Source organism: Streptomyces sp. NPDC048751 (assembly GCF_043198595.1).
Taxonomy (GTDB): domain Bacteria; phylum Actinomycetota; class Actinomycetes; order Streptomycetales; family Streptomycetaceae; genus Streptomyces.
The window spans coordinates 17,471-42,770 of sequence record NZ_JBICUX010000030.1 but is presented as its reverse complement, the minus strand read 5'-3'; the positions used below and the strand labels follow the sequence as shown (position 1 = coordinate 42,770).

The following is a 25,300-nucleotide window of genomic DNA, read 5'->3' as shown; positions in this document are numbered from 1 at the left end:
GACTGGCTTCCCCGGGGAGCCAGTGACAGTTGAGCGAGCGCACCAGTAGCCCGCTACAGATCCGCAATCCAGGGATGCCCCGGATGTACGCGCTCGAGTAGCTCGGCCAGGGTCTCACGCTGAACCGGGGACATGTGTGGGACGGTCGTGTCGAAGTCTGCTTGATCTTTTCGGCGGGCGTGCTTGGCTTTGAACAGCAGGACCAGTTCGGGCGCCAGATACGGGATGCCGTCTTGGGTGTGGTGGATGATGTTGCGATAGGGAAGCCGAATCCCCTCATCCCGTCGGCAGATCCAGGTGTCGCCGTCGTGCGGTTCGCGGAACACGTCGAGCAAGTAGTTGCCAGTGGCCGGATCGCGGAGCCATGTCTGATGTACGGCGGCCAGCACCTCCGGTCTGGCGTCCTCCCAGATCCGGCCGCCGCCTGCCGCGTCGAAGACGTATCCGGAAAAGCGGTGGCGGACCTCAGGAAAGCTCGCAGCCGGAATCGCGATCTCGATGTCCCCATGCGCGCGCGTCTGTCTGCCGCGGAACAGGTCCAGCGCCCAGCCCGCGGCCACGTACCAGGGCATGCCGATCCCGGCCAACTGCTGCGCGACCTCACTAGGGGTCCAGCAGGAAGACCACCTGGCGTGGAGGGCTTCGATCTCGTCGGGTGACAGTTCGATGCCGCCGCTGGGCAGTTGCTCGCTCACCGCAGGAATCTATCAGTGGTCTCGAAGGAAGCCCCAAGCCACGATCGATGAAGCAGGCCAGCGGTACCTGGAGCCGTAGACGGCGCATGACCCTAACCCGTGCGCGTTACCGCCGAGAAGACCGACCAACACGCGAGTTCCCCCTTCCGCGGGACCGAGATTCTGCGAACCTGCGCGCTTCCGCGTTCGATCTGCTGCGGCTGTCCGGGACGGACACGACCGGGTGGCCGTATCGGCGGCGCAGGGCCGCGCTGGAGTCCGTTTTCGCCGCCCGCCAGCTGTCGGCGCCGTGGGCGCTGTGTCCGTCGACCACCGAGGCCGACGTCGTGCGCGAGTGGCTGACGTGGGCGTCGGTCGGGATGGAGGGGGTGGTCTTCAAAAAGGCTCAATGCCGCCTACCGCCCGTCAGTGAGGGGCTGGCAGAAATACCAGGTCCTCGAGACGAGCGAGGCGATCGTCGGCGCGATCACCGGTTCCCTGGCCGTTCCCCGCACGCTGCTGCTCGGCAGGTACGACGACGAAGGCCGCCTTCAGTACGTCGGCCGCACCACCACCCTCGCCCGGGCGGCAGGTGCGTCGGTCGCCGGTCTGCTCGCTCCGGGGCGACGCGGTCATCCGTGGACAGGCTGGTCGTTCTCGGCGTTCCCTGTTGGATCGACGTGTTGAAGCGGATCGAGCAGGGATGGATACGTGCCAGTTAAGCGGCCGCGATGGTGAGCAGTAGCTGAATCTCAACCGGGGCATTGAGGGGAAGGCTGGGGACGCCGACCGCAGTCCGCGGGATTGCCTCGTCGGGTCCGAACGCAGCTGTCAGGACATCGCTGGCTCCGTTGGCAACGATGTGGTGCTCCGCGAAGGAGGGGGCGCAGGCGACGAAGACGTTGAGGTTCGCGACGGATACGCCTTCGAGTGTTCCCAGTACCTGACGTGCGGCACCGAGTGCGTTGAGGGCGGCGCGAGCGGCCAGCTTCTGGCCCTCCTTCACCGTCACGTCGTCACCGAGCTTGCCGGTCGCCGCCAGGACCTCGTCGACAAAGGGAATCTGGCCGGAGAGGTACAGCTTGTCGCCGATCACTTTGCCGGGCGTGTAGCTGGCTCGGGGCGTCGGCGGGACCGGGATGGTGTGGCCCAGCGCGTTGAGTCGCGACTCGACGGTGGAGGCGTTGCGGGGGTCTTCCATGGAACTCACCTTTCGGTAGCAGCATGAGCTGAGTTGTGCCGTCAGCGGGGCGTGGGGCGCGGGCGGGGCGAGGCCGGCGTCATTCGGGGATCAGTACGAGCTTTCCTCGGGTCCCCTGTTCCAGGACTTGGCGGTGGGCTGCGGCGGCCTCGCGCAGGGGCAGCGTGTCGCCGACGACTGGGACCAGGGCGCCTTCGCGCAGGCGTGCCGCCACCCCGGTGAGGGCGTCGGTCGTTTCTGCGGGGGTGGCGTTCCACAGGGCGAGGCCGAGGATCGTGGCCTCTTTCACCATGGCGAGTCTCGGGCTGAAGTCCAGGCTGCCTCGGCTGCCGACGATCACCACGCGGCCTGCGGTGGCCAGGGCGGTCAGGTCCTTTTCCAGGTTCAGGTGCGCTGCCATCTCGATGATCACCGAGGGGCCTTGGCCGTCGGTGATGCGCGTCAGTTCGTCCAGGTATCCGGCCGATCCGTGGTCGAGGACATGTGCGGCCCCGGCGGCGCGGACCAGGTCGGCTCCGGCCGGGGTGCTCGCGCTGCCGATGACGACGGCTCCGGCGGCGTGGGCGAGTTGGGTGGCGTGAAGGCCGACGCCGCCGCTCGCGCCGTGGATGAAGACGGTGTCGCCCGGCTGCAGTCGGGCTCGCTGGAACAGTGCGCGCCAGGCCGTCACGCAGGGGACGCCGACCGCCGCGCCTTGTGCGAAGGACAGGCTGGGCGGCAGGGGGTGAACCGCGGTGGCGTCGGCGTCGGTCAGTTCGGCGTAGGTGCCGGTGCACCCGGGCGTGCCCAGAGCTGCCACGAACACCCGGTCGCCGGGCTTGACCGTGTCCACACCGGCGCCGACCTGGTCAACGACGCCCGCACCGTCGAATCCCGGTGTGTAGGGCAGTTCCGGCCGGAAGAACTCGTATGTCCCGGATCGGATGTATGTGTCGGCGGGGTTGACGCCGGCGGCGTGCATCCGCACCCGGACCTGGCCAGCTTGAGGCTGTGGTGCGGGCAGTTCGGTGTAGGCGAGGACGTTCTCCGAGCCGAACTCGGACGCTTGGATTCCGTACATGAACAAGCTCTTCCTGTTTGGTCATGGGCGCAGTGGGGCACCGGCCATGCTGGATCGCCGGGAGGCGTGCCGCTGGTGCATGGTCACCTTCAGGGACCGGGCCTGTTGTCTGCGACACGGAAGGCGACATCCCCAGGGCTTGGCATCCACGTTGGGCGGTCCTCAGCGGGTGAAGACGGTGCTGGTCAGGAGCACGTGGACGGCTGTGCCGCCGAGGATGCTCAGCAGGGCGTTGCGGCGCCACAGGTGCAGGCCGACGGTGGTGCTCAGGGCGGCCAGGGGAGCGAGGGTGCTCGCGTGGGTGAGGGGGAGGTCGCGGAGGCAGTAGGCCAGGAGGATCAGCATGACGCCGGCAGGCATGCGGGTGCTGAGGTATTGGACGGTCGCGCTGTTGCGCAGCGGGGTGAGCGCGGCGAAGGGGAGGGCACGCAGGGCCCAGGTGACTGCGGCGGAGACCAGGACGGCGGCGACGGCGTAGCGGGTGTCAGGCATGGCTCGGCTTCCTGCCGGTCATGCGATGGCGGGCCAGAAGGGCGGCGGTGAACAGCGTGAAGGCGGCCAGGAGCATCTCGTCCGGGAAGAGGAGGCGCGCGGCCAGGGCGCTGAGCACTGCCAGCACGGGAACGGGCAGGTCGCCGCGCAGGTCCCGGACGGCGTCCAGAGCGAGGACGGCGAACAGGGCGGTCAGGGCGAAGTCCAGGCCGGTGACGCTCTCGGGGATGAGGGAGCCGAGCAGCGCTCCGACGGTCGCGTTACCCGCCCAGTACAGGTGCAGGAAGAACTGGAGCCACAGAATGCGCCGGCCGGACCAGGAACGGGCCTGATCCGTGGTGGTCAGCGCGTACGCCTCGTCGGTCATGGCGAAGGCGCCGTACGTCTTGCCCAGACGGCCGTTCACCCGGTCCAGGGGGAAGGACAACGCGTAAAAGACGTGCCGAACGTTGACCATGAACGCGGACAGGGCGATGGACGCCAGTGGGGTGACGGCGGTGACCAGTCCGATGAGCAGGAACTCAAACGACCCACCGTAGATGAGCGCCGCCGACAGACCCGCCCACCACCAGTCCAGGCCCGCCTGTGACGCGAGCGCCCCCAGGGCGAGTCCGAGCGGGACGAACGCCAGGCCCACCCCGAGGGACTCCTTGAACGCCGCACGTGCCTCACAGGCCGGCCCGGGTGGCGATTCGGGCGCGGGCTGAGATCCGCCAGCGACAACGGCAGGGCTTATATGCATGGAGCAATGATATTTGGCATCATGCCTCACATGGTTGCCGATTCACGCTCTATGATCACTGTGTGAGCACTGAAGTACGCCTCGATGGGCTTGATCGAGAAATTTTGTTTCACCTGAGTCGGGACGGGCGGCTGACCAACGTCGAGCTGGCCAAGCGGGTCGGCCTGACCCCACCGCCGTGCCTGCGCCGGGTCAAGCGACTGGAAGAGGCGGGCGTGATCACCGGGTACCGGGCCGTCGTCGATCCCCAGGCGCTGGGCCGTGGTCTGGAGGTCCTCATCGACGTGGAGCTCAACGCCAAGGACCGCCAGGCCGTCGAGCAGTTCGAAGACGCGGTGGCCTCCTATGAGGAGGTTGTCGAGTTCCGCCGCATGTTCGGCCGCCCCGACTACTTCATCCGCGTCGCCGTCGCCGATCATGCCGCCTACGAAGCCTTCCTCATGGACAAACTCAAGGGCCTGCCCGTCGGCATCCGCCTCGAATCCCGCCTGACCATGAAGCAGATCAAGCCCCGCCGGTGAGCGCACCCCGGCTGTCACGGGTCGATCACCCGGGCCCGCAAAGCCTTGTCAGCTCAACACGCTGAACTTGGCAGAGAAAGCGCAGGGTGGGGAACGCAGCGCACCCTGGAAGCCGTCCTGGTGCAGCCGGAGGTCGTGATGGAAGTCGACATCGACGTCGCCTGCGACAGCGCCGGACGGTGGCGGCACCCGGCCCGCCCTCACCGCATCCGCGCCGACGTCACGTCCAGGAGGTGCCTCTGTTTGGTGAGGATGGCACCTCGTCATGAGTTTCTTTGTGGTGGCTTCGGGAGATCGGCTGGCTGCCTGTCACCTGACCTGCTCGAGTGTGGTCAGTAGAAGTCGGCAGTTGGTGACGGCCTCGTAGCGGCTGCCTAGGTGTAGGAGGCCATGACGTTGCTGACGCCTTCGCGTAGCCGCGATGCTGGCGGATGCCCGTTCGCTGTGCTGTGGGGGCGGTGGTAGTTGTAGTGGATGTTCCAGACCGCGAGGGCTTCTCGGCGTTGGTTTTCGGATGTCCAGGTGCGGGCGTAGAGGAACTCCTCGGAGAGGATCCGGTTGTAGCGCTCTACTTTCCCGTTATGCCGGGGCGTGTATGGAGTGATCCGTTGATGCCGCGCCCCCAGGACAGCCCGGGCGAACGCGTCGGCTCGGTAACAGGCACCGTTGTCTGTGACGATCCGCTCGATGTGGGTGATGCCGTGGGCGGCGAACCAGGCTCGTGCTCGGTGCATGAACGCGATCGCGGTAGCGGCTTTCTCGTCCAGGAGGGCTTCGGTGTAGGCGAGGCGGGAGTAGCCGTCGATCGCGGAATCGAGGTAGACGTAGCCGCCGCCCTTGGTCTTCCTCTTCGAGCGCTCGGCGTCTTTAGCCTTGGCGCTTCCGCGTCCATGGACGCGCCAGCCACCGCCGTCGGGAACCCTGCCGACCTTCTTCACATCAACGTGCACCATGTGGCCAGGCCGCCGGGCGACGATCTTCTGTGGTTCACGGTTGGTGTCGCCGCTCGGGTCGATGAACTTGCGCCTGTTGAGTCCAAGGTCGGCCAGGTGGCGGCTGATCGTACGTCGGGAGACTTGGGTCTCATCTGCTGCGAGTTCGTGGGCGATGCGGGCCGCTGACCACTTGTCGGTACGCCGCATCTTCTCGATTCTCGCGACCATGTCGGGCGCGGTCGCAGTCGGTTGGCGATGTGGCGTCGAGCTTCTGTCGTGTAGCCCAAGCTCGCCGTGGTGGCGGTAGCGATTGACCCACTTCGATGCGGTCGCCCTGGAGATGCCCATCTCTGCGGCGACGTGCGCGATGGGCCGAGTGCGGCAACGTTTGACCAGACGCCGGCGTCCTTCAACACTCAGGGGTGCGTTGGCGTGGGTCATGGCGTGGCCTGAGCGTTGCGGAATGCGTGGTGTCGGGCCCCGGCGACGATGAGCAGGCTGACTGCCCCGAGGGCGGCGGCTGACACGGCGACCACGGTGACGCCCGCGTTTTGCAGCAGGAGACCGCCGATGATGCCACCAAGGGCCATCGCGGCGTTCCAGAGGGTGACGAGGACGGCTTGCGCGGTGTCAGCGGCAGCGCTGCTGCGCCGCATTCCGGCTTGTCCGGCTGCGGTTTGCAGCAAGGTCGGGGCACCGCCCCACCCCAGGCCCCAAAGAACAGCGGCGACCCAGACGATCGCATGCGTTGTGGTGACAGCAAGAGCTGCGGTGGCGAGAGTGAACAGCACCGCGCCGGTGACCATCAGAGTCCGTAGCCGGCGGTCGACATGGCGTCCGACGTACCAAATACTCACCAGGCATGCGACACCGAAAGCAAGGAGAACCGCGTCGGTCGCCGACCCGAGCCCGGCGTGCCGTAGGTAGGGAGCGACGTAGGCATAGATGATCGTGTGCCCGAGAACGAACGTCGTGACCGTGACCATGATCGGCGCGACACCAGGCACCGCCAGGGTCTGCCGCAGGGGCGACTTCGCTGATTCCGGTGCGGGGTCCGAACGGTTGGTGCCAGCCTGTTCGACGGCGGGTTGCCCCACGCCGGGGACGGACACGCTGATCCAGCCGATGACGGCAAGAGTGACCAGGGAGACAGCGCCGAACGCCGCCCGCCATCCCACCTGTTCACCGATCAGCGTGCCGGCCGGAACTCCCAAGGACAACGCCACGGGGATCCCGGTCATCGCCACCGCGATGGCGCGCCCCTCCATGCCGGCAGGTGCGATACGACGGGCATAGCCGGCGAGGATCGCCCACGCCAGGCCCGCGGCCACGCCGGCGAGGAACCGGCCCGCAAGCAGGACGATGTATCCCGGTGCAGCCGCAGTCAGCGTGTTGGCCACCAGGAAGACGACCATGGCGCCGAGCAGCAGTGGTTTCCGCGGAACAGATGCTGTCGCCGTGGCGAGCGGGATCGCGGTCAACGCCGTACCGGCCGCATAGACGGTGACGGCCTGGCCGGTAGCACCTGAACTGGTGCCCAGCGAGGCCGACATCTCGGGCAGCACACCGGCAGGCAGAGTCTCCGTCAAGCTCGTGATGAAGACGGCAGTCCCCAGTGCCAACAGCGCCGACCATGGCAGGCCGACCCGTCGCCTACGAGACTGTGTGTCAGAAGACGTGGTGGTCATGGACCGAATCTTGAAACCTTCACATAGATGTGATGGTCAAGTCGAGGTGCGCCGAGTACCTTCGGCGGGTGTGAGGATCGGTGAATTGTCGCGACTGACGGGTGCGTCCCGTCGGCTACTTCGCTACTACGAGGAGCAGGGGCTGATTGTCCCGGACCGGGGCGCGAACGGGTATCGGGAGTATGACGACCGCTACGTGGACCGGGTCAACCAAATCCGTGGCCTGCTGGACGCGGGGCTCCCCACTCGCATCATCAAGCAGATCCTTCCGTGCCTGGACAAACCTCGATCGATCCACTTTCCCGATGCAACACCGGAGATGCTGGCCTTGCTCGCCGCCGAGCGGGACCGGCTCACCGAGCGGATCGAGGTACTCATCCGCAACCGTGATGCGATGAGCGAGTACCTGACTGAAGTCTCACAATGCCGAGCGCTGGCGCCTGGCAGCTCTCACGGAACACCGAACTCCCCGTCGGTGGTGTCAGCAACGTCATGACCCGCAACACCTAGTCGGTCGCCGGGTCCAGGGAAATGGGGGCGTCCTTGTGGGAAGGCACCTCATACACCACCGATACGACGCAGCGGTACTCCGGCGCCGTATCGACGTAACGCACGATGTACTGCACCAAACCGTCCCGGGGACGGGAACTCCGTCCCCGGGCCACGGCCTGCCGGCCCGCGGCGAGCCGGGCCGGCTTGCGGCCCCGCAGCCATGCCTCGCGGTCGGGTCCGTCGGTCACGGCGAGCCCGAGCCCGACGGGGAAGCGGCTGACCGCGTACACGACGAGATCCTCTCGCCCGGCAGTGGCGAAGTGCAGTCGACGGCCGGCCGGGGAGGACGCACTGCAGCCATGGAGCCGACCGCAGTGCGGAAAGGGGCCGTCGTCCATGACGACGGCCCCTGGGTCGGCGTCCAGCAGTTGCCCGAGGAGCAGCCGCAGCCCCGCGCGGACCGTGAGGAGGCGCTCTCCTTCCGGGCCCGCCGCCCCCGCGGTGAGGCGGGCCCGTTCGTCGGGGGCGAGCCCTTCGCGCAGGGCTCGACGCTCCTCGGGTGGCAGCGTGGACATCACGAACGTGCGCAGTGCGACGTAGTCGAAGCCTCCGTCGCACTGCGCGGGGCCGAGATCGAGCGGTGGCGCGGGCAGCGGAGTCCGCCGCGCACCCCAGCCGCCGTCGGGATTTGTCGCGGGCACGATGGGAAATGTCGCAGACGCGGGAGAGGGATCCGGTTCCAAGGGGTTCATCAGGTCTGTCACTCCCTCTGTCGGCGCCGCGTCCAGGCTAATTACTGAGCTTCCGCGCGTGATGTCGTCAACCGAGAACCGCCTGCGAGCTGGGTCAGCTCCGGTCGCCCAGCGGCACCAGGTGAGAGATCACTAGGCCGTGTGTCGAAAGTGGATCTCGGGCTGTGAATGATCACGGTCCATGGGTCGGGGAGATCTCACGGACGAGCAGTGGGCTGTGCTGGAGCCGTTGTTGCCGAAGGGGATGAAGGCGGGGCGACCGCCTGTCTGGCCTCGGCGGCAGCTGATCGACGGCATACGGTTTCGGGTCCGGACCGGTGTTCCATGGCGGGACGTTCCCGTCGAATACGGGCCGTGGGGCCGGGTCTACGACCTCTTCCGTCGGTGGCAGCGGGACGGCATCTGGCACCGCATACTGACTCGGCTCCAGACCTTGGCCGACGCGAAAGGCGCGATCGTCTGGGACCTGAGCGTCGACTCCACGGTGTGCCGTGCCCATCAGCATGCGGCCGGGGCCCGCAAGCAGGGCCACCTGCAGAAGCAGCCACCGGGCGGCATCTTCACCGAGCCCTGTGATCATGGGCTGGGGCGGTCGCGCGGCGGGTTCACCACCAAGCTGCACCTGGCCGTCGAGCAAGGTCAGAAACCCATGGCGATCGTGGTCACGGCAGGACTGCGCGGGGACTCGCCGCAGTTCGAACCCGTACTGGCAAAGGTCCGCGTGCCCCGCATCGGGCCGGGTCGGCCACGCGTCCGTCCCGGTCGGGTGCGGGCGGACAAGGCGTACGCCTCCCGCAGAAACCGCGCCTACCTGCGCCGACGCGGGATCCGATGCACCATCCCGGACAAAGCTGACCAGGCGCGCAACCGCCGGAAGCTCGGTTCCCGCGGCGGCCGGCCGCCGCACTTCGACCCGGTCGACTACCGCCAGCGCCACGCAGTCGAGTGCGGGATCAACCGCCTCAAGAGGCACCGCGCCGTCGCAACGCGCTACGACAAACTGGCGGTCCGCTACGAGGCGGCCGTCCTCATCGCAGCTATCAACGAGTGGCTGTGATCAGCACCAGTGGTGCGGCGACTAGAAGAACGTCATGTCCCAGTCGCCCGAGATCAGGGCCCGCACGGCTTCCTCGAACCCGTGCCCGACTCGCTGAACTCCTGCGTCACCGCCCAAGACGATGTCACCGTTCTCCGCGAGGAGAACCATCTCCTCGGTCGAGAGGGCGATGCCCACCGGCTGGGCGGACATGCCGAGGCGCTTCTCGAAGTACCGCACGTTCGGCGCGAACGCCTCTGTGGCCTCCCCGACCGAGATCGTCAGCGAGGTCTCGTCCCCGGTGACATGGGACGGCCAGAAGACCGTCGTCTCGCCGTACTTCCCGAGGAACGCCACGAGCTTGTCGGTGGCGTCGAAACCCGCATCCTGGTAGGCCAGGCGGGCTGCCTCGACATCCACGTGACCACACTCGACGCGCAAGGCACCGGCGAATGCCCTGCTAAGGGACTCCTCCCTAGCTCTGCGGTGCTCGAAACTCATCCGTTGTGCCCCTCTCTGAGCATGTCGGGCACCCACGCCTCACCTTGTACATACGGGGAAGACAGACGGGCGGTCAACCGCGTTCGCGCTCTTCGGAACCAACGGCTCCAGCACGGCCCGCTGCTCGTCCGTGAGATCTCCCTACCCTCCGAACCGCGATCACCCACAGTGCAAGATCCGCTTTCGATACACGGCCTAGTCGGAGCGTTGTCGGTTGCGGCCGTCGCGGGTGCAGCCTGTAATAGGCTGACGAGGACAGCTGTCGAGGCGACGGCAGCGATCTGTACGTCGGCCATTTCGGCTTTCTCACCATCGGTTCCTTCCTTCCGATTTGAACAGAAGAAGGCCGCCACAGCTGCTCCCCCGGAAACGGAGGAGACGGTTGCGGCGGATGACGCAGTGCTTGAACTGGTCATGACATCACTCGCGCCTGCGATGCGCCGGGCACTGCTGGGCACACGCGAGTGTGAGGAATGCCGGCTGCTCGAGCGGTATGGGCGAAGAACGGCAGCGACTCATGATGCCGGCGGGCGTGCCGCGGTGGGGCCACGCCGTATCCGGTCTGGGCGGCTGCGCGCTCCCGACTGGGAACGCCCCTTTCTAGGTGCGCGAGGTGGGGTCATGGCACAGCGAGCCGACTGCCGCAGCGCCAACGCTGCGGCAGGCAGCCGACCTGGGGGAAGGTTTCATCGCCATTGGGGAGCCATGGGCCAACGGCGAGGGCAGGGCGTACTGCTCAGATTCTCAGCCGTGGATGAGGGGCGAGCCATCCAGCTCCTGGGTGATGGGGCCTTTGCCGTCGCCTACGAGGTCGTAGACGACGGTGGCGTCCGACGACCAATACAACTCACCGTCATAGGTCACGGGCGGTGCGACGCAGATGTTCGCCGTATCGTCCCGCCACCACGCAGCGTGATCGTTGACGATCTCGGTCAAGTCGCACGTCTTGCTGGTCACGACGTGGTCTTCGGAGGTACGCGTAAGGCGTTCCTCGATCCGCGTCGTGATCTTGAAGCTGGTGAACGGCACCTGGTCGTCGATGACCTGCCAATAGACCACCGACTTGCCGGTCATGTTCCCGCTCCACGCGCCGACGTTCTCCACCCAGAACGTCGTGCGCGGCTTCTGGTCCGGGTAGACAACGGTGAACTCAGACTTGCCCGTCGTGGCGGCAGCTGGACTGGCCAGCCACATGCCTAACGCGAGGGCGGAAGAGGCCAGGCCGACAGCGATCATGGTCTTGCGTATCAGTGTTCTTTCTCCTTGAAGTAGGTGGAGTAAGAGGTCGAGCTTGTCCAGCCGCGACGAGAGCCGCAGCAACGCATGCTGCCGACGGCGTTCGACGGTGCAAGGCGAGGACAGTAAAGCGACGGCCGCGCACGACAGCACGGCGGCCACGCCGTATCCCGCATGAGCAGCTCGGCTCCTCACATGGGGAGCGCGGAGCCTGAAAGTGCGGGCAAGGTGCAGCAGGCCGGTGCGCTTGGAACCATCGCGGACGCGAGGCCAGCCTCCCCTGCGTGGCGGGTTAGGGCAGCCCCACCCCCGCCGCCAGGGACTTTCCAGGCCTGTATGTGAAGCTGCCGCAGCCTCGTGCTGGCAACACGCCTGCGTGCGCAGCGGCCAGTGCGACGTGCACTGCCCGGTCTGCGGTCGCCTCGTCGACCGGCTCGCCAATGAACACGCCACCCAGTTCGCCGAAGTCAAGCATGCCCTCTTCGACGACCGGTTCCGGCGGGCGGAACCCGTTGTCACCCGAGCCATTGAGCGCGGCGAACTACCTGCGGACACCGACCCTGCCGAACTCCTGGGCACCGGCGTGTAGCAGGCGCCGGCGATAACCCCGTCAGTGGGCCCCCATGGTGGGTATGGTCATCAGGCTGACGCAGCGTCATTCCACGAGCTTTCAGGGAAACTTGTGGACGACTTACCGCCGTCACCCGCCCAGATGCCGCACTGTCTGCTGGCCGACCCCACGTTCGTGAGGGCCCTGCGCGAGCGCGACTTCACCACGGTGTTCGCCATGGCGCACGACGAGGGGATCTCCTACAACCGGATCGCGGAGGCGTGCGCGCTCAAGTCCGAGCGAGTCAGCCAGATCGCCCGGGGCACCGCAGCTGTCACCGCGCTGGCAACTGTCGAGCGAATCTCCGGCGGTCTGCGCATTCCCGGTGCCCTCCTGGGGCTCGCTGCGCAACCCTGGGAGAACACCGCCGCCCTCGGCACGGAGTCCGCCCATGGAGATGACCCGATGAAGCGTCGCAACATGCTGCGTGGCGCGCTCGCCGCCGGCCTCACCGCCCCGGCACTCGCCGCCCTCACCGCCGCCCGGACCGACGTCGACCAGACCCTCTCCCCCGACACGCCCCAGGACCTGGCCGACCTCGAGGCCGCAGCCGAGAGCTACGGGTACGGCTACCACGGCCAAGCCCCCACCCGCGTCCTGGCCGATCTGGTCTCGGACTTCGCCGGTCTGCGCCCGCTGCTCACCATCCCGCAGCCCGCACCGGTCCGGGCCAGGTTGTGCCGGACGGCCGGGCAGATGGCCGGGATGACCGCGATCGTCTTTCACGACCTGGGCAGCCGGAAGGAGTCCCGCGCGTGGTTCGCCACCGCCGCCCGGGCCGCCGCCGAATCCGGCGACCAGCAGCTGCATGCCTGGGTCCTCGCCCGGGAGGCGATGGTGCCGCTCAACTACGGCGCTCCGAGGGCAGCGGCCAGCCTCGCCGAACAGGCCCGCCGCATCGCCGGTACCCGGCCGACCGCTGCGGCGACGCTGGCGGCCGCGGTCGCCGCCCGCGCCTACGCCCTCAACCACCAGAGCGAGCAGGCCGGCCAGGCTCTCGCCGACGCCGACGCCCTCATGGAACGGCTCCCCGAGGGCGAGCGGTCGGACACCTGGCTGACGTACGGCGAGCAGAAACACCACGTCCACCTCAGCCACGCCTTCACCACGCTCGCAGACACCCGCCGCGCGAACGAGAGTCAGCAGCGCGCCCTGGAACTGTCCGCGCCGACCAGCACCATGACCCGCACCCTGCTGACCATCGACGCCGCCGCCTGCTCCCATCACGACGGCGACACCGAGCAGGCGTGCCGCCATGCGGTCGACGCCCTGACCGGACTACCCGGCGACTACCGCACCGGCCTGGTCCGCCGCCGCGCCCTGGACCTGTACGAGGCGATCCCCGCCCAGCACCACCGCGAGCGCGCCGTACGGGAACTACGCGACGTCGTAGCCGGCTGACCGCGACCGCTCCCACAGCGGGCGGGCACGCCCGGTCCCCTCGCAGTGGAAGCACTGGCCGCCCCCTGGTGTGCTGCGGGCACCGAGAGTGCCAATGGAGTCCCGCAGGAGCTGGGTGAGGCCTGCGACGTGGCCGGTGTGCAGCGCCAGTTCCTGCCGCTTGCCGACCATGACCTCCAGCACGACGTGGGGCACGAGAGCGAAGTCGCCGATCCGACTGCCCCCGGCGAGGCCGCGCGTCACCGTATCGATCAGGTCGTGAAGGTGGCCCATCGTCTCTTTCCCGGACAGTCCCACCCGCGCCGCGAGGACGAGATCGTCCGGCTCCGCGATCGACAGCAGCGCCGGCGGCCGCTCGAACGGCACGCTGTGGCCGACCGGCTCGGGGTGGGCTGCGTGGAGACGGGCCATCGCATACCACAGGTCTCCCGGGTAGCCATAGTTCGCCGGCGTCGCTTCCTTCTCCTGCTGCTTGCTGAGCCTCATGGCTGCCTTCCGGTTGATGGCATCGGAGCACCTGAGTACGCCGTGGCCAGGGCGCAGTGCGCGCCGTGGCCCTCGTCATCCCGCCGGGCGGCGCGGCGACTTTGGGAGCCGTCCCGCCGGGCGGGCGGTCACCGGCGGCCCAGCGTCTGTCGCCTCCTCGATGGCGATGGCGATGGCGGCTCGGTCGGCGCTCGCAGTGGCGCCCGGGCGGGTGATTTTCCCTCGCGTACGCGGGCGCAGTTCTAGCGGTGCGCGTCCAATTTGATCATTTTCAAGGGACATTCACATCTTTTCACGTGTTATGTCCATTCCTTGTTCGGCGAGCGGTTAGAGCGGTCGCCACGTCCCGGAGAGTCGTACTGAACGGCCGAGATCTCCACCTTCGTGCGCTGCGGACGGGCAAGGTCGGCGAGGCGCCGAGCCGGGCGTACGGCCACCGCGCCCCGTTCCAGGGACGAGCAGCAACCGTCAAGACATCGAAGAACCAGGGGTTTTCTCGATCCCTTCACTTCACCTTCTTACAGCTATGCGCGGCGCGGCACACCAGCCGCCTCGACAGTCGGGGTGACTCCTGGACCGGACAGCCGACCGACCGAGCAATGAGACGCCGCAATCATCACAGGTGAAAGCGGTGTTGCCACCGCGTGAACTGCCTTGTTGCGCATGGCCCGTGACCGTGCGTCAGTCAGCCAACGGTCGCCAGCTTTCGGACAACAGTTCCCGCATCGATGACATCGTCTTCACTTGTTGAAACGATCTGCGCGTTGCCCGGGCATTGCACCTTCGCCCACCGGAGCTTCCTGCTCCGGGTCTGCCCTACCGGCCGTCACCGAGCGGCCGACCCAAAGGAGCTGCTGGAGTGACGAACAGCCCGCGCGTTGTCAGGGGCACATCACCCGCCGAATCCCGTACCACCCGCCGTGGAGTGGTCCCGCGCAGACGCGTGGCGGCGGCCGCTCTCCTCTTATCGGCGCTCCCCGCGACGGTCACCACCGCGACCGCGGCCGACCAGGGTCGGGCTCCGCGGCAGATCGCGGCGGACCCCCGCCCCGGCGCTGACACCGTCGAACTCTCCCCCGCTCAGCGGGACCGGATGCTCAGCGCCGCAGCCGACGAGAGCACCACCACCGCCCGCCGGTTGAAGCTCGGCGACCGGGAGAAGCTGGTACCGAGGGACGTCGTCAAGGACGCCGACGGCACGGTGCACACGCGGTACGAGCGGACCTTCGCCGGACTGCCCGTTCGTGGCGGCGACCTGGTGGTCCACGAGCGGGGCGAGTCCCTGACCGCCACCAAGGCATCGCCGAGGGCCGTGTCCGTGCCGACGACCAAGGCCACCCTCCCGGCCGCGACAGCCAAGAGGTCCGCTCTGGCCATCGGAAAGGCGGAGGGGACCGAGAGGGCCACCTCGGCCGGGGCACCACGCCTCGTCGTCTGGGCGGAGGCCGGAAAGACCACCCTGGCCTGGGAATCCGTCGTCACCGGCGTACAGGACGACGGGACGCCGAGCCGCCGGCAGGTCGTGACCGACGCCGCGACCGGCAAGCAGTTGGAGAGCGTCGAGCAGATTCACACTGGCGAGGGCGAGAGCCGGTACAGCGGACGCGTACAGATCGGCTCGGTCCACAACGGCAACACCTACGAACTCACCGATCCGCAGCGCGGTGGGCACAGGACGTACGACATCGCCGCGAACGGCGCGCAGAGCCTGCTGTCCGACGACGACGATCACTGGGGCGACGGGACGCCGGCCGACCGCCAAACGGCGGCCGTGGACGCCGCCTACGGCGCGCAGCGGACCTGGGACTTCTACAAGGACCGGTTCGGCCGCAACGGCATAGCCGACGACGGCGTCGGCGCCCGCTCCAGGGTCCACTACGGCAGCGGCTACGCCAACGCCTTCTGGGACGACCTCTGCTTCTGCATGACCTACGGTGACGGACTGGACAACGCCAGGCCCGTCACCTCCATGGACATCGCCGCCCACGAGATGACCCACGGCGTCACCCACGCCACCGCGGACCTGTACTACGCCGGGGAGTCCGGGGGCCTGAACGAGGCGACCAGCGACATCATGGCCGCGGCCGTGGAGTTCTTCGCAGACAACCCGAAGGACACGCCGGACTACCGGATGGCCGAGCTGATCGACCTGCGCGGCACCGGCAAGCCGATCCGCTACATGGACCACCCTTCCAAGGACGCCTCCTCGAAGGGCACCTCCCAGGACTACTGGACCCCCGAGACGAAGAAGCTGGACCCGCACTTCAGTTCGGGCGTGGCGAATCACTTCTTCTACCTGCTCGCCGAGGGCAGCGGCAAGAAGACCATCCACGGCATCGACTACGACAGCCCCACCTACGACGGCAAGCCGCTCGCCGGCATCGGCCTGCACAACGCGACCGCCATCTGGTATCGAGCGCTGACCGTCTACATGACCAGCCGCACCGACTACGCGGGAGCCCGCACCGCCACCCTGCGGGCCGCGGCCGATCTGTTCGGCATGGACAACGATGTCTACACGGCCGTCGGCAACGCCTGGGCGGCCGTCAACGTGGGCCCGTCGTACGTCAACAACATCGCCGCGTCGGTGCCGCCCGCCCAGAAGTCGGCGGTCGGCCAGCCGACCGGCCTGAGGATCGACGCGGTGTCCACCCGCCCGGGTGCCCTCACCTACGCCGCCACCGGTCTGCCCGGCGGACTGTCGATCGACACCGCCACCGGTGCGGTCAGCGGCACGCCGACCACGGCCGGTGACTTCACCACGGTCATCACCATCACGAACTCCGCGGCGCAGACCCGTGCCCTGTCCTTCCGCTGGACCGTGCTGGCCTCCGGCGGCGCCTTCTTCACCAACCCGGCCCGGGTCGACATCCCGAACTGGGCGGTCGTCGAGTCTCCCATCACCGTCACCGGCCGGGAAGGAAACGCCCCCCGCGATCTGAAGGTCGGCGTCGATCTCGTCCACGACTTCATCGGCGGCCAGGTCATCGAACTGGTCGCGCAGGACGGCACGGTGATCCCGGTGAAGAACTTCGTCTGGGACACCGGCACGGAACTGCACGAGACGTACACCGTCGACGCCTCCGCGGTCCCCGCCGACGGCACATGGAAGCTGCGCGTCCACGACAACACCCCCGGTATCTTCACCGTCGACCCCGGATACCTCGACGGCTGGAGCCTGAGCTTCTGACCCTCTCCTCTCGGCACTGCAGCCGCCCGTCGCACCCGGACCACCGGGGCGACGGGCGGCCCGGCCGGCACTGTCACGTTGGCTGACCGGTGGAATGATCTCCGGGTCGATCAGGCTGGGAGGGGTCGTCCGCGGGGAGTGCGTCGCTGTTGCACAAGGGTCACCGGTACCCGGTCGAGGTCATCTCCCAATGTGTGTGGCTGTACTTCCGCTTCCCGCTGTCGTTCCGCGAACTCATGCTCGAGCGTGGGATCGTCGTCTCCTACGAGACGATCTGGGATGTACGGCATCACACAACCGGGCTTCGTGGTTCCCGGGAGGGCGTTGTCGCAACGGACCGGCGTAGTCGGCAGGGTGAGCGGGTTGCTCGGGGTCGCTCCCGGCTTCGTGAAGTTCCACGAGGCCGTTGCCTGCCCCTCGCCGACATCTCCCTTTGGATAGGTCCTAATGGTCGTGTCCAGGAAGAACTGGCCCACCGCCTCCTTGCTCTGGCTCATTACCTGAGACGGGAAGGTGCTCTTGGTCACCTTGCACTTGCCCGCGCACTTCACGCTTCCCACGGCGCCGGCGGAAACGGCGGACGAGCAGCGCACGGCAACGCCGGAGGCGACGGCGGCCAGGGCGGCGAATGGGACCCGAACGTCGGCAACGCCAAGGGCGAGAAGTGGATGAGGGGTGTCATGGGGATCCTCTGCAGCGCTGATGCCGGCGCGGCGGGTGGCGCCGAAGGCGACCAGCTGCGCGTGTTCCAGGTCGAGTTCGTGGCGGGCGTGGGCGAAGAACTCGGTGTCCCGGGGGTTGGCCCCGGGCCAGCCGCCTTCGATGAAGCCGACGCCGAAGTCGTCCAGGTACCGAGCGATGGTGAGTTTGTCCGCGACGGTCAGATTGATGCCCTCGCGCTGCGCGCCGTCGCGCAGTGTGGTGTCGAAGACGTGGAAGGTCTCGTGAACCATGTCCGGGTGTTCCTGTCTGCCGGGCCTGTGGGCCAAGGGGACTTGATCGAGTCGCTGGTGGCGCAAACAAAAAGACCCCTCGCGGAGCGCGAGAGGTCTGCGTGCGGGCAGTGGGTTGCCTGAGAGGGGTCTCCTCCCGGTCACCTCGCTGCCGGCACGCTGCCGCTAATAATGAGCTGGCACAGCATGAGAGGGATTCTCACCCGCCGGCGTCACCGCAGGAAGAGGAGTCTCAACATCTGGGAAGCACCTGGTCAGGTCGGTGAGGGGAGCGGAATCCTTCAGCGGCATCAGCCCACAAGGCAGCGTGAACGCGCGATGTGGACGACCGGACACCACGAAGTCGGCCGTGGCGTGCCGCCATCGAGGCGGGCATCGCAACTGGTGGGGGTGCTGATTGAGGGATGGGATTCCAGGACTCGGTGTTGGCCTGACCCGAGGTCACCTGCCCGAGCACGAGCAGCTTGGCACCTTCCCGAAGGGAGCGCCCTTCTCGCTACAGGAGTCGAACCGACCGTGCCCGAGGCTCCCGCTGGTTGAGGGACTGTCCGCCCAGATGACCTTTCCCTCGCGGCTGTGCCGCGTGCCCCAGTTCGCAGCAAGCTGGGCGACCAGCAGCAGGCCGCGTTCGCCCTCATCGAAGATGCGGGCACGGCGTGGTGGTGGCATCTCGGTGAGTACCGCGTCGAGAGTCCACCGACTAGGTTCTTTCGTACCGTCCCATCTACTTGCATTCGTTCAAAATGCTGCACGCGGAGGGGCTACTGACTGGTGGCCGCAGAACCGCCTCCGCGCCTGCGGAGGTTCCAGTAACCCGGAGAAGCGGGTCCGGAGGTCTCCAGGTCAGCCTGGCTGGCGCCGAGGGCAAGCTCCGCCATCTCGATCGGGGCCACGAGCAGCAAAACGGCCGTGGACCTTGGCATCCCCACCACGCAATCGGTGAACCCACGAGGACGGGTCTCGTCAGCCTCCCTGATTGATACAGGCCGCCGAGTGTGCTTGGCCGGTGAGCAGAGGGCGTGGGCTGCCGTCCGGTGCAGAAGCTCCTGAAGGAATCCGGGCCTGTGTGATCAGGGCTGATCGCTAATGGCTCGGTAGGCCGCGATGTACAGGGTGTGGCACAGGTCGATCAGTTCTTCGACGGTGGCGTTCTGGTGGCCGAGCGTCCAGTCCACGAGGAGTTCGTTGACTCCGCCGACCAGACTCATCGCGGTCATGGTGAGTCGGCTGGAGGACGCTTCCGGGCCAGGGAGCGGTCCGACGACGCCTGCGACCATTGCGGCGAATTCGTGCAGGACCTCACGGCGCCGTACTTCGAGGCGGGGGCTGGCGCCCACGACCTCGATGAGCACCAGGCGGGCCGTGCGGGCGTCGCCTGCCAGTGCGCGGATGAACACCTCGAGGCCGGCGCGCAGCTGGGCGTCGACATTGGGGGCGGCAGCGGCCGCGGCCTGCGCGGTTTCGACGGTGATAGTGGCGACCAGCTCGTTGTAGACCCCGGCGAGAAGGTCTTCGCGGTCGCGGAACGACTCGTAGAAGTAGCGCTCGGTCAGTCCAGCGTGCGAGCACACCTGCTTGACGGAGACCGAGGCGTATCCGGCCGTGCCGAACAGGTCGAGGCCCGCCTGGATGAGGCGGGTGCGGCGCTCCTGCTGTCGTTGCGCCGCGTCGCGTCCGCCGTAGCGCCGCCCGGCGGTCTGTGTGCCGGTCATTTTTCCCCTTCGCAGAGGTGTTGACACCGGTGTGCTCCGAACTGACACTCTAGCTTGTCAGTTCATCTGACATGGCATCGTGTCAGACACGCGTGGGCCGCTTGCCGCTCGGCGTTCCGCTCATGCTCAGGGCAGGAAAGGGGCTCGACCGTGGCAGCACCGCCCGAAGACCCGCACACGTCCAGCCGAAGAGACCGCGACAGGCTTCCCCGCGCACAACCGCTGACCGGCAAAGTGATCGCGGTCACCGGGGCGGGCCGCGGAATCGGGCGCGCCGTCGCAGCCAGGCTCGCCGCTGCCGGAGCCGAGGTGGCGATCGGCGATCTCGACGTGGAGCTTGCCATCGAGACGGCCGACGCCATCGGCACGCATTGCGGTGGCCGGCTGCTCGGGCTGTCTCTCGACGTCACCGACACACCTTCCTTCGAAGACTTCCTGCGCACCGTCGAGACCCGGCTCGGGCCGATCGACGTACTGATCAACAACGCCGGAATCATGTGGGTGGGCCCCTTCGAGGAGGAACCGGAGGAAGCCGCCCTGCGCCAGTTCGACGTCAACGTCCACGGCGTACTGCGCGGGATGAAACTCGTGATCCCGCAGATGCGGAAGCGCGGCCGCGGCCACGTCGTGAACATCGCCTCCGCCGCCAGCAAGGTCGCCCCGGCCGGTGAGGCGACCTACGCGGCGACGAAGCACGCCGTCCACGGCTACAGCACCGCCGTCCGCGCCGAACTGCGCGGCACCGGCGTGCAGGTGTCCCTGGTGATGCCCGGCGTCGTGGACACCGAGCTGGCCGTGGGCACCGCGTCCGGCCGCACCCCGCGCCTGACCACAGACCAGGTGGCCGACGCGGTGCTCGATGTCGTGCTGCGGCCGCGGTTCGAGGTCTTCGTTCCCCGCCAGGTGGCCGCCCTTACCCGGTTGGCCGCGCTGCTGCCGGGCCGTGCCCGCGACGCCCTGCATCACTTCCTTGTCCCCGACCAGCTCGCCGCCCTGTCGGACCGGTCGGTCCGTGCGGCCTACGAGCAGCGCACCCGGACCGCCCGCCATCCCGAAAGTTGAGCCCGTGACCACCACGCCCAAGTCGGCGCCCAGCGCGGAGAAGGCCCAGGACGCCGCCGCTCCGCGTCCCATCCCCGAATTCGAAGGGGTCCACGACGTATGGCCCCGCGGTGACCGGCTGCGCGCCGTGCGCAGCGCCGCGGCCGCCTACCGTGAGCGGTTCGTCCAGCAGGGCCGCATCCACGCCGTCCGCAGTTTCGACATCGCCGCCGCCCCGTACCCGACCCGGTTCGGCTTCCACGGCGCCGCGCTCGCCGTCAACCCGTTCGTGAGCATCGTCAACCGGATGCTCGTCGTGCAGTTCGACGGCTTCGACGGTGAGCTGAAAACACTGGTGTGGGAGCCGACCGTCGCCGCCGGATCGGCTCAAGCGCCGTTCTACGCCCAGCTCAAGCGGCTAGCGGGGGACTTTCTCACCGAGCACGTCTTCACCCGCTACTACCAGGACCCGGACACAGTCCTGCCCTCCTGCGGTCTGCGGCCCGAGGACGTGGACTTCGTCAGTTTCGACCACCTGCACGTCCAGGACGTGCGCATGATCATGGGAAGCAGCAGCACCATTCCCGGCGAACGGGCGCCCCGCGAAGCGCTGTTCCCACGCGCCAGGTTGCTGGTGCACTGCAGGGAACTGGGCACTTTCGAATCGACGCATCCGATGCAGTGGGCCTGGTACGTCGACGGAGGCATGGACGGGGTACCGCCCGAGCGCGTCACCGCCTTCGACGGGGATGTGGAACTCGGTGTCGGCGTCAGTCTGCTGTGGACCCCCGGCCATACGGACGGCAACCACTCCCTGGTGCTGAACACCCCCGACGGGGTGTGGGTCTCCTCCGAGAACGGCATCTCGGCCGACAACTGGCAGCCCGAGCTCTCCCGCATCCCCGGGGTGCGCCGCCACGCCGCGTTCTACGGCCGGGAGGTGGTGCCCAACGCCAACACCCTGGAGGACTCTCTCGACCAGTACGACTCCATGGTCAAGGAGAAGACCCTCGCCGACCCCAGCCGACGCGATCCACGCTGGTTGCAGATCCTGCCCTCCTCGGAACTGGCGACCTTCAAGCGGCACTGGCCGGTGCAGCCCGGCTTCTTCCACGGCGGTCTGAACTACGGCGAGTTGACCGCAGCCAGTGGTGGCCGGTGACCGGCCCGGCCGCCCGCCGAATCGTCGTGGACGGCGCCTACGGCGTGGAGTTGGCCGCCTACCAATGGGGAGCGTCCACGGCCCCTGCGGTGGTGCTGGTGCACGGCTATCCGGACACCAGCGCCGTGTGGCACCCCGTCGCCGAGCGCTTGGCCGACCGCTTCCACGTCACCGCCTTCGACGTGCGGGGAGCCGGAGCCTCCCACCGGCCCAGGGGCCTGCGCGCCTACCAGATGTCCCGCCTGGAAGCCGACCTGGAGGCGGTTCTCGACGCGGTGAGCCCCGGCCGCCCGGTGCACCTGGTCGGACACGACTGGGGATCGATCCACACCTGGGAGTCGGTCACCGGCACCCGCCTGGCCGGGCGAATCGCCTCGTTCACCTCCATCTCCGGACCCTGCCTGGACCACGTCGGCCACCTGATCCGGGCCCGTGTGCGGCCGCGGCATCCGGATCTGCCGAAGATGCTCCGGCAGGGCGCACGGTCCTGGTACGTCGCCTTCTTCCACCTTCCGCTGCTGCCCGCCCTGAGCTGGAGAGCACTGGGACACCGCTGGCGCGCCTTCCTCACCGGCTCCCAGGGCATGCCCTGGCACACCCTCTACCCCGCGCGGACGCTGGCCCGCGACGCCGTGTCCGGCACCGCGCTCTACCGTGCCAACATGCTGCCCCGCCTGCTGCGCCCCCGCGACCGGCCGACCACCGTCCCCATCCAACTCATCATCCCCACGCGCGACTTCTGCGTCACCCCGGTGCTCTCGTACGGAGTGGAGCACTGGACGCGCCAGATACAACGGCGCCCGATCGACGCCGGGCACTGGGTACAGCTCAGCCACCCCGAGGAGGTCGCCTCCCGGATCGCGGAATTCGCCCACCGCGTCGAAGACGGCTCCGGCCTCAGCCCGGACCACACCGCGAACCCGATCTGACGGACCAACAGGCCGGCAGTACTGGACGACTGCCTGACCGCCCTTTCCCACACTTCGATCGCTGACGCAGGAGGAACCTGTCATGTTCCGAGCCGCACGTGCCCACCGGGAGAGTCCGTCCGAGCCCGTCGACCACCACGACCTGGTGCTGCAACCCCGGGACGTCACCTTCGACTGGAGCACCACCCCGCTGCACTGGCTGCCGGGTGAGCCCTTCGCCACCCACACCATCGATGTGCTCCACCTCATGCTCCCCGAACTCGAACGCTGGTTCGTGCGCACCTTCGAGCAGGCACTGCCACTGATCACCGATGACCGGCTGCGCGAGGACGTACGCGGCTTCATCGGCCAGGAGGCGATGCACGCCGAGGCGCACCAGGAGGTCCTGGAGCACCTGTTCACCAAGGGTCTTGACCCGGCTCCGTACACCCTGCAGTCCGAATGGATCTTCCGAAGGGTGCTCGGGGACCGGCCGGAGCTGACGCCGGCCGCCGCACACGCGCACCTCCTCCAACGGCTCGCCCTCATAGCGGCCTTCGAGCACTTCACCGCGTACATGGGTCACTGGATTCTCAGCAACGAACGCCTGGACCAGGCCGGTGCGGACCCCGCCATGCTCGATCTGTTCCGCTGGCACGGCGCCGAGGAGGTCGAACACCGCTCGGTCGCGTTCGACCTGCTGGTGCACCTCGATCCCCGATACCGGCGCCGAGTGATCGGCATGCTCGTTACCGCTCCGGTGCTGACCCGTCTGTGGATCCGCGGAGTCCGCTTCCTGATGAGCGCCGACCCCGAACTCGACGATCGGGTCAAGGTCCGCTTCCGCGACTACCTGGCCGCGACACGCAAGGACCTGTTGCCTCCGCCGGGCGAGTTCACCCGCTCGGTGCTGCGCTACTTCCGCCCCGGGTACCACCCGACCCAGGAGGGCTCGACCCAGCAGGCGGTCGCCTACCTGGCGGCGTCCCCTGCCGCCCGAGCCGCGGCCCGATGAGCCGGCGACCAGTGAGGCATCCCGTGGACATCAGCGCACCCGTCACCCGGCCGCCGGACCTGTACGGCAGACCGCGCGGCGACTCCTTCATGCAGAAGCTGGCGGCTTTCAGCGACTACGCGGTCACGCGCCTCGCGCGGCGCGGCTCTCCTCTTGGGCGCCCGCCGGCCACCGAGATGCCCGCGATCCGGGAACTGGTCGTCGCCACCAGGCACCAAGAGGCCGAGGATGTCATCTCCCTGCGGCTGGAAGCACCCGACGGGGCAATACTCCCGCCCTGGCAGCCCGGCGCCCACATCGAACTGCGCCTGACCTCCGGCCGCAAGCGGCAGTACTCGCTGTGCGGCGACCCGGCCGACCGGTACCACTACCGCATCGCGGTGCGCCGCATCGCCGACGGCGGAGGTGGTTCGGCCGAGGTGCACGACACCCTCAAAGACGGTGTGCGGGTCGCCGTCACCGCGCCCCGGAACGCCTTCCCCTTCGCCGCCGAAGCGTTCGTCCTGCTCATCGCGGGCGGCATCGGAATCACCCCGATCCTGCCGATAGCCCGGGAAGCCGCCCGACGCGGGCTGGACTGGAGGCTCGTGCACACCGGCCGCAGCCGCGCCTCGATGCCCTTCGCGGCAGAGCTGGCCAAACTCGCGGCCGCAGCACCTGGCCGGGTCTTCGTCCGTCCTGACGACGAGTCCGGCGTGCCCGAAGCAGCCGATCTGTTGGGCTTGAGCCCAGCGGCGGGTGCGGTGTACTGCTGCGGGCCCGCGCCCATGATCGACGGAGTTCGGCGCGCGTTCGGTGGTAGTCGCGCGTCAGCCCTGCACTTCGAGCGTTTCGCCCCGCCTCCGATCACGGACGGCCGTCCCTTCGAACTTCAGCTGGGCGACACCGGACGGGTTCTGCCGGTGCCGTACGACCGCTCCGCCCTGGATGTACTCCACGAGGCCCTGCCGGACATGCCGTTCTCCTGCCGTCAGGGTTTTTGCGGCACCTGCCGGGTACGGGTGGCGCGCGGACATGTCGATCACCGTGACCGTCGGCTCACGGCCACCGAACGTGCGGCGGGCGCCATGCTGCCCTGCGTCTCGCGTGCGCCAGAAGGAGAGCGGTTGGTGCTGGAGGTATGAGCGACGGCGAGCGCAGGTACTGCGCGGCCGTCGCCGCGAGGAACCTCAGCGGCAGCGTTGATACCCGCCCCTTGGCGCGCCCCACCGCCTGGTCGATGAGACCCAGCAACGGCGCGGCGGCCAGCCGCTTTTCGTGGCCATCACGGTTCCGGTCGCCGCCCACGCGGTACAGGGGTGGAAGGTGCAGGGACGTATCTGTCCGGTCTCACTGAGGAGAGGCAGCCTGATGTCTGACCTGCGGTGCCTCATCTTGAGCGAGACACTGTTGGACATTCCGTCTCGGTCAAGATGAGGCATCTGGCTTTGTGTCAGTGACTGCCCAGGTCGCGGGAGCAGTAATGGCCACGTTCCTGACGTGAGCTGTAGTG

Annotated in this window: 24 protein-coding genes and 3 pseudogenes; 14 read left to right on the top strand and 13 right to left on the bottom strand. The window is 68.1% G+C overall.

The features are described 5' to 3' along the window. Positions 1 to 53: 53 nt before the first annotated feature. Positions 54 to 695, bottom strand: a complete 642-nt coding sequence (locus ACGFNV_RS45475; RefSeq protein WP_393631424.1) for a nucleotidyltransferase domain-containing protein — start codon at positions 693 to 695, stop codon at positions 54 to 56. 47 nt (positions 696 to 742) lie between these two features. On the opposite strand from ACGFNV_RS45475, the pseudogene ACGFNV_RS45470 reads away from it, so the two are divergent. After that, positions 743 to 1,030, top strand: a pseudogene (locus tag ACGFNV_RS45470) (hypothetical protein); the annotation flags it as partial. 73 nt (positions 1,031 to 1,103) lie between these two features. Beyond that, entirely contained in the window at positions 1,104 to 1,361 is a 258-nt protein-coding gene (locus tag ACGFNV_RS45465; protein WP_393631440.1) for a hypothetical protein, read from the top strand. A 31-nt stretch (positions 1,362 to 1,392) separates the two neighbouring features. Here ACGFNV_RS45465 and ACGFNV_RS45460 read toward each other — a convergent pair whose 3' ends face one another. The 4 genes from ACGFNV_RS45460 to ACGFNV_RS45445 form a co-directional block, all read right to left on the bottom strand. Further along, positions 1,393 to 1,875 (bottom strand): RidA family protein, encoded by a 483-nt coding sequence (locus ACGFNV_RS45460; protein ID WP_393631423.1) that lies wholly within the window; start codon positions 1,873 to 1,875, stop codon positions 1,393 to 1,395. A 79-nt stretch (positions 1,876 to 1,954) separates the two neighbouring features. Then, positions 1,955 to 2,935, bottom strand: coding sequence for an NADPH:quinone reductase (locus ACGFNV_RS45455; RefSeq protein WP_393631421.1), 981 nt, complete (start codon positions 2,933 to 2,935; stop codon positions 1,955 to 1,957). A gap of 162 nt (positions 2,936 to 3,097) precedes the next feature. Then, entirely contained in the window at positions 3,098 to 3,427 is a 330-nt protein-coding gene (locus ACGFNV_RS45450) for a branched-chain amino acid transporter permease (protein WP_393631420.1), read from the bottom strand. After that, positions 3,420 to 4,064 carry an AzlC family ABC transporter permease gene (locus tag ACGFNV_RS45445; protein ID WP_393631418.1) on the bottom strand — a complete coding sequence of 215 codons (645 nt, stop codon included), beginning with the start codon at positions 4,062 to 4,064 and terminating at the stop codon, positions 3,420 to 3,422. The genes ACGFNV_RS45450 and ACGFNV_RS45445 overlap by 8 nt, the downstream gene beginning before the upstream one ends. A gap of 167 nt (positions 4,065 to 4,231) precedes the next feature. Between ACGFNV_RS45445 and ACGFNV_RS45440 the strand changes: the two genes are divergently transcribed. Continuing rightward, positions 4,232 to 4,690, top strand: a complete 459-nt coding sequence (locus tag ACGFNV_RS45440) for an Lrp/AsnC family transcriptional regulator (RefSeq protein WP_393631417.1) — start codon at positions 4,232 to 4,234, stop codon at positions 4,688 to 4,690. Positions 4,691 to 5,064: 374 nt separating this feature from the next. On the opposite strand, the gene ACGFNV_RS45435 is transcribed toward ACGFNV_RS45440, so the two are convergent. Both ACGFNV_RS45435 and ACGFNV_RS45430 read right to left on the bottom strand, forming a co-directional pair. Then, positions 5,065 to 6,066 (bottom strand): IS481 family transposase, encoded by a 1,002-nt coding sequence (locus ACGFNV_RS45435; protein ID WP_393631416.1) that lies wholly within the window; start codon positions 6,064 to 6,066, stop codon positions 5,065 to 5,067. Then, positions 6,063 to 7,313 carry an MFS transporter gene (locus tag ACGFNV_RS45430; protein WP_393631414.1) on the bottom strand — a complete coding sequence of 417 codons (1,251 nt, stop codon included), beginning with the start codon at positions 7,311 to 7,313 and terminating at the stop codon, positions 6,063 to 6,065. The genes ACGFNV_RS45435 and ACGFNV_RS45430 overlap by 4 nt, the downstream gene beginning before the upstream one ends. A 70-nt stretch (positions 7,314 to 7,383) precedes the next feature. Here ACGFNV_RS45430 and ACGFNV_RS45425 point away from each other — a divergent pair, with 70 nt between their 5' ends. Then, positions 7,384 to 7,809 (top strand): MerR family transcriptional regulator, encoded by a 426-nt coding sequence (locus ACGFNV_RS45425; protein WP_393631413.1) that lies wholly within the window; start codon positions 7,384 to 7,386, stop codon positions 7,807 to 7,809. 10 nt (positions 7,810 to 7,819) lie between these two features. Here the strand turns inward: ACGFNV_RS45425 and ACGFNV_RS45420 are convergent, their stop codons facing one another. After that, positions 7,820 to 8,506 (bottom strand): hypothetical protein, encoded by a 687-nt coding sequence (locus ACGFNV_RS45420; protein ID WP_393631412.1) that lies wholly within the window; start codon positions 8,504 to 8,506, stop codon positions 7,820 to 7,822. Between the two features lie 232 nt (positions 8,507 to 8,738). Here ACGFNV_RS45420 and ACGFNV_RS45415 point away from each other — a divergent pair, with 232 nt between their 5' ends. Continuing rightward, positions 8,739 to 9,614, top strand: coding sequence for an IS5 family transposase (locus ACGFNV_RS45415; RefSeq protein ID WP_393631410.1), 876 nt, complete (start codon positions 8,739 to 8,741; stop codon positions 9,612 to 9,614). Between the two features lie 21 nt (positions 9,615 to 9,635). Here ACGFNV_RS45415 and ACGFNV_RS45410 read toward each other — a convergent pair whose 3' ends face one another. After that, positions 9,636 to 10,094, bottom strand: coding sequence for an SUKH-3 domain-containing protein (locus ACGFNV_RS45410; RefSeq protein WP_393631408.1), 459 nt, complete (start codon positions 10,092 to 10,094; stop codon positions 9,636 to 9,638). Between the two features lie 744 nt (positions 10,095 to 10,838). Beyond that, positions 10,839 to 11,492, bottom strand: coding sequence for a hypothetical protein (locus ACGFNV_RS45405; protein WP_393631406.1), 654 nt, complete (start codon positions 11,490 to 11,492; stop codon positions 10,839 to 10,841). Positions 11,493 to 11,706: 214 nt separating this feature from the next. Here ACGFNV_RS45405 and ACGFNV_RS45400 point away from each other — a divergent pair, with 214 nt between their 5' ends. After that, positions 11,707 to 11,919 carry a TetR/AcrR family transcriptional regulator C-terminal ligand-binding domain-containing protein gene (locus ACGFNV_RS45400; RefSeq protein ID WP_393631405.1) on the top strand — a complete coding sequence of 71 codons (213 nt, stop codon included), beginning with the start codon at positions 11,707 to 11,709 and terminating at the stop codon, positions 11,917 to 11,919. A gap of 93 nt (positions 11,920 to 12,012) precedes the next feature. Further along, positions 12,013 to 13,341, top strand: a complete 1,329-nt coding sequence (locus ACGFNV_RS45395; protein ID WP_393631403.1) for a hypothetical protein — start codon at positions 12,013 to 12,015, stop codon at positions 13,339 to 13,341. Here ACGFNV_RS45395 and ACGFNV_RS45390 read toward each other — a convergent pair. Next, on the bottom strand, positions 13,318 to 13,827 hold the full coding sequence (locus tag ACGFNV_RS45390; protein WP_393631401.1) for a hypothetical protein: 510 nt from the start codon (positions 13,825 to 13,827) through the stop codon (positions 13,318 to 13,320). The two genes, ACGFNV_RS45395 and ACGFNV_RS45390, sit on opposite strands and share 24 nt — an antisense overlap. Positions 13,828 to 14,752: 925 nt before the next feature. Here ACGFNV_RS45390 and ACGFNV_RS45385 point away from each other — a divergent pair. Together ACGFNV_RS45385 and ACGFNV_RS45380 are read left to right on the top strand one after the other, a co-directional pair. Then, complete coding sequence (locus tag ACGFNV_RS45385; RefSeq protein WP_393631400.1) at positions 14,753 to 17,017, top strand: M4 family metallopeptidase; 2,265 nt, start codon at positions 14,753 to 14,755, stop codon at positions 17,015 to 17,017. 146 nt (positions 17,018 to 17,163) lie between these two features. Further along, positions 17,164 to 17,298, top strand: a pseudogene (locus ACGFNV_RS45380) (IS6 family transposase); the annotation flags it as partial. A gap of 402 nt (positions 17,299 to 17,700) precedes the next feature. On the opposite strand, the pseudogene ACGFNV_RS45375 reads toward ACGFNV_RS45380, so the two are convergent. Continuing rightward, positions 17,701 to 17,970 (bottom strand): annotated as a pseudogene (locus ACGFNV_RS45375) (citramalate synthase); the annotation flags it as partial. Between the two features lie 1,070 nt (positions 17,971 to 19,040). Further along, a complete protein-coding gene (locus ACGFNV_RS45370) occupies positions 19,041 to 19,682 on the bottom strand; it encodes a TetR/AcrR family transcriptional regulator (RefSeq protein WP_393631399.1) in 642 nt (213 codons plus the stop codon). Positions 19,683 to 19,832: 150 nt separating this feature from the next. Here ACGFNV_RS45370 and ACGFNV_RS45365 point away from each other — a divergent pair, with 150 nt between their 5' ends. The 5 genes from ACGFNV_RS45365 (at position 19,833) to ACGFNV_RS45345 (ending at position 24,932) form a co-directional block, all read left to right on the top strand. Then, complete coding sequence (locus tag ACGFNV_RS45365; protein ID WP_393631398.1) at positions 19,833 to 20,744, top strand: SDR family oxidoreductase; 912 nt, start codon at positions 19,833 to 19,835, stop codon at positions 20,742 to 20,744. Positions 20,745 to 20,748: 4 nt separating this feature from the next. After that, positions 20,749 to 21,885 carry a hypothetical protein gene (locus ACGFNV_RS45360; protein ID WP_393631396.1) on the top strand — a complete coding sequence of 379 codons (1,137 nt, stop codon included), beginning with the start codon at positions 20,749 to 20,751 and terminating at the stop codon, positions 21,883 to 21,885. Further along, positions 21,882 to 22,814: an alpha/beta fold hydrolase gene (locus tag ACGFNV_RS45355; RefSeq protein WP_393631395.1), complete on the top strand. Its 933-nt coding sequence runs from the start codon at positions 21,882 to 21,884 to the stop codon at positions 22,812 to 22,814. Before ACGFNV_RS45360 ends, ACGFNV_RS45355 begins: the two co-directional genes overlap by 4 nt. Positions 22,815 to 22,896: 82 nt before the next feature. After that, the gene (locus tag ACGFNV_RS45350) at positions 22,897 to 23,808 is read left to right on the top strand and encodes a metal-dependent hydrolase (protein WP_393631393.1); all 912 of its coding nucleotides are present in this window, start codon (positions 22,897 to 22,899) and stop codon (positions 23,806 to 23,808) included. A 23-nt stretch (positions 23,809 to 23,831) separates the two neighbouring features. Next, the gene (locus ACGFNV_RS45345; RefSeq protein WP_393631391.1) at positions 23,832 to 24,932 is read left to right on the top strand and encodes a PDR/VanB family oxidoreductase; all 1,101 of its coding nucleotides are present in this window, start codon (positions 23,832 to 23,834) and stop codon (positions 24,930 to 24,932) included. Positions 24,933 to 25,300 lie beyond the last annotated feature (368 nt).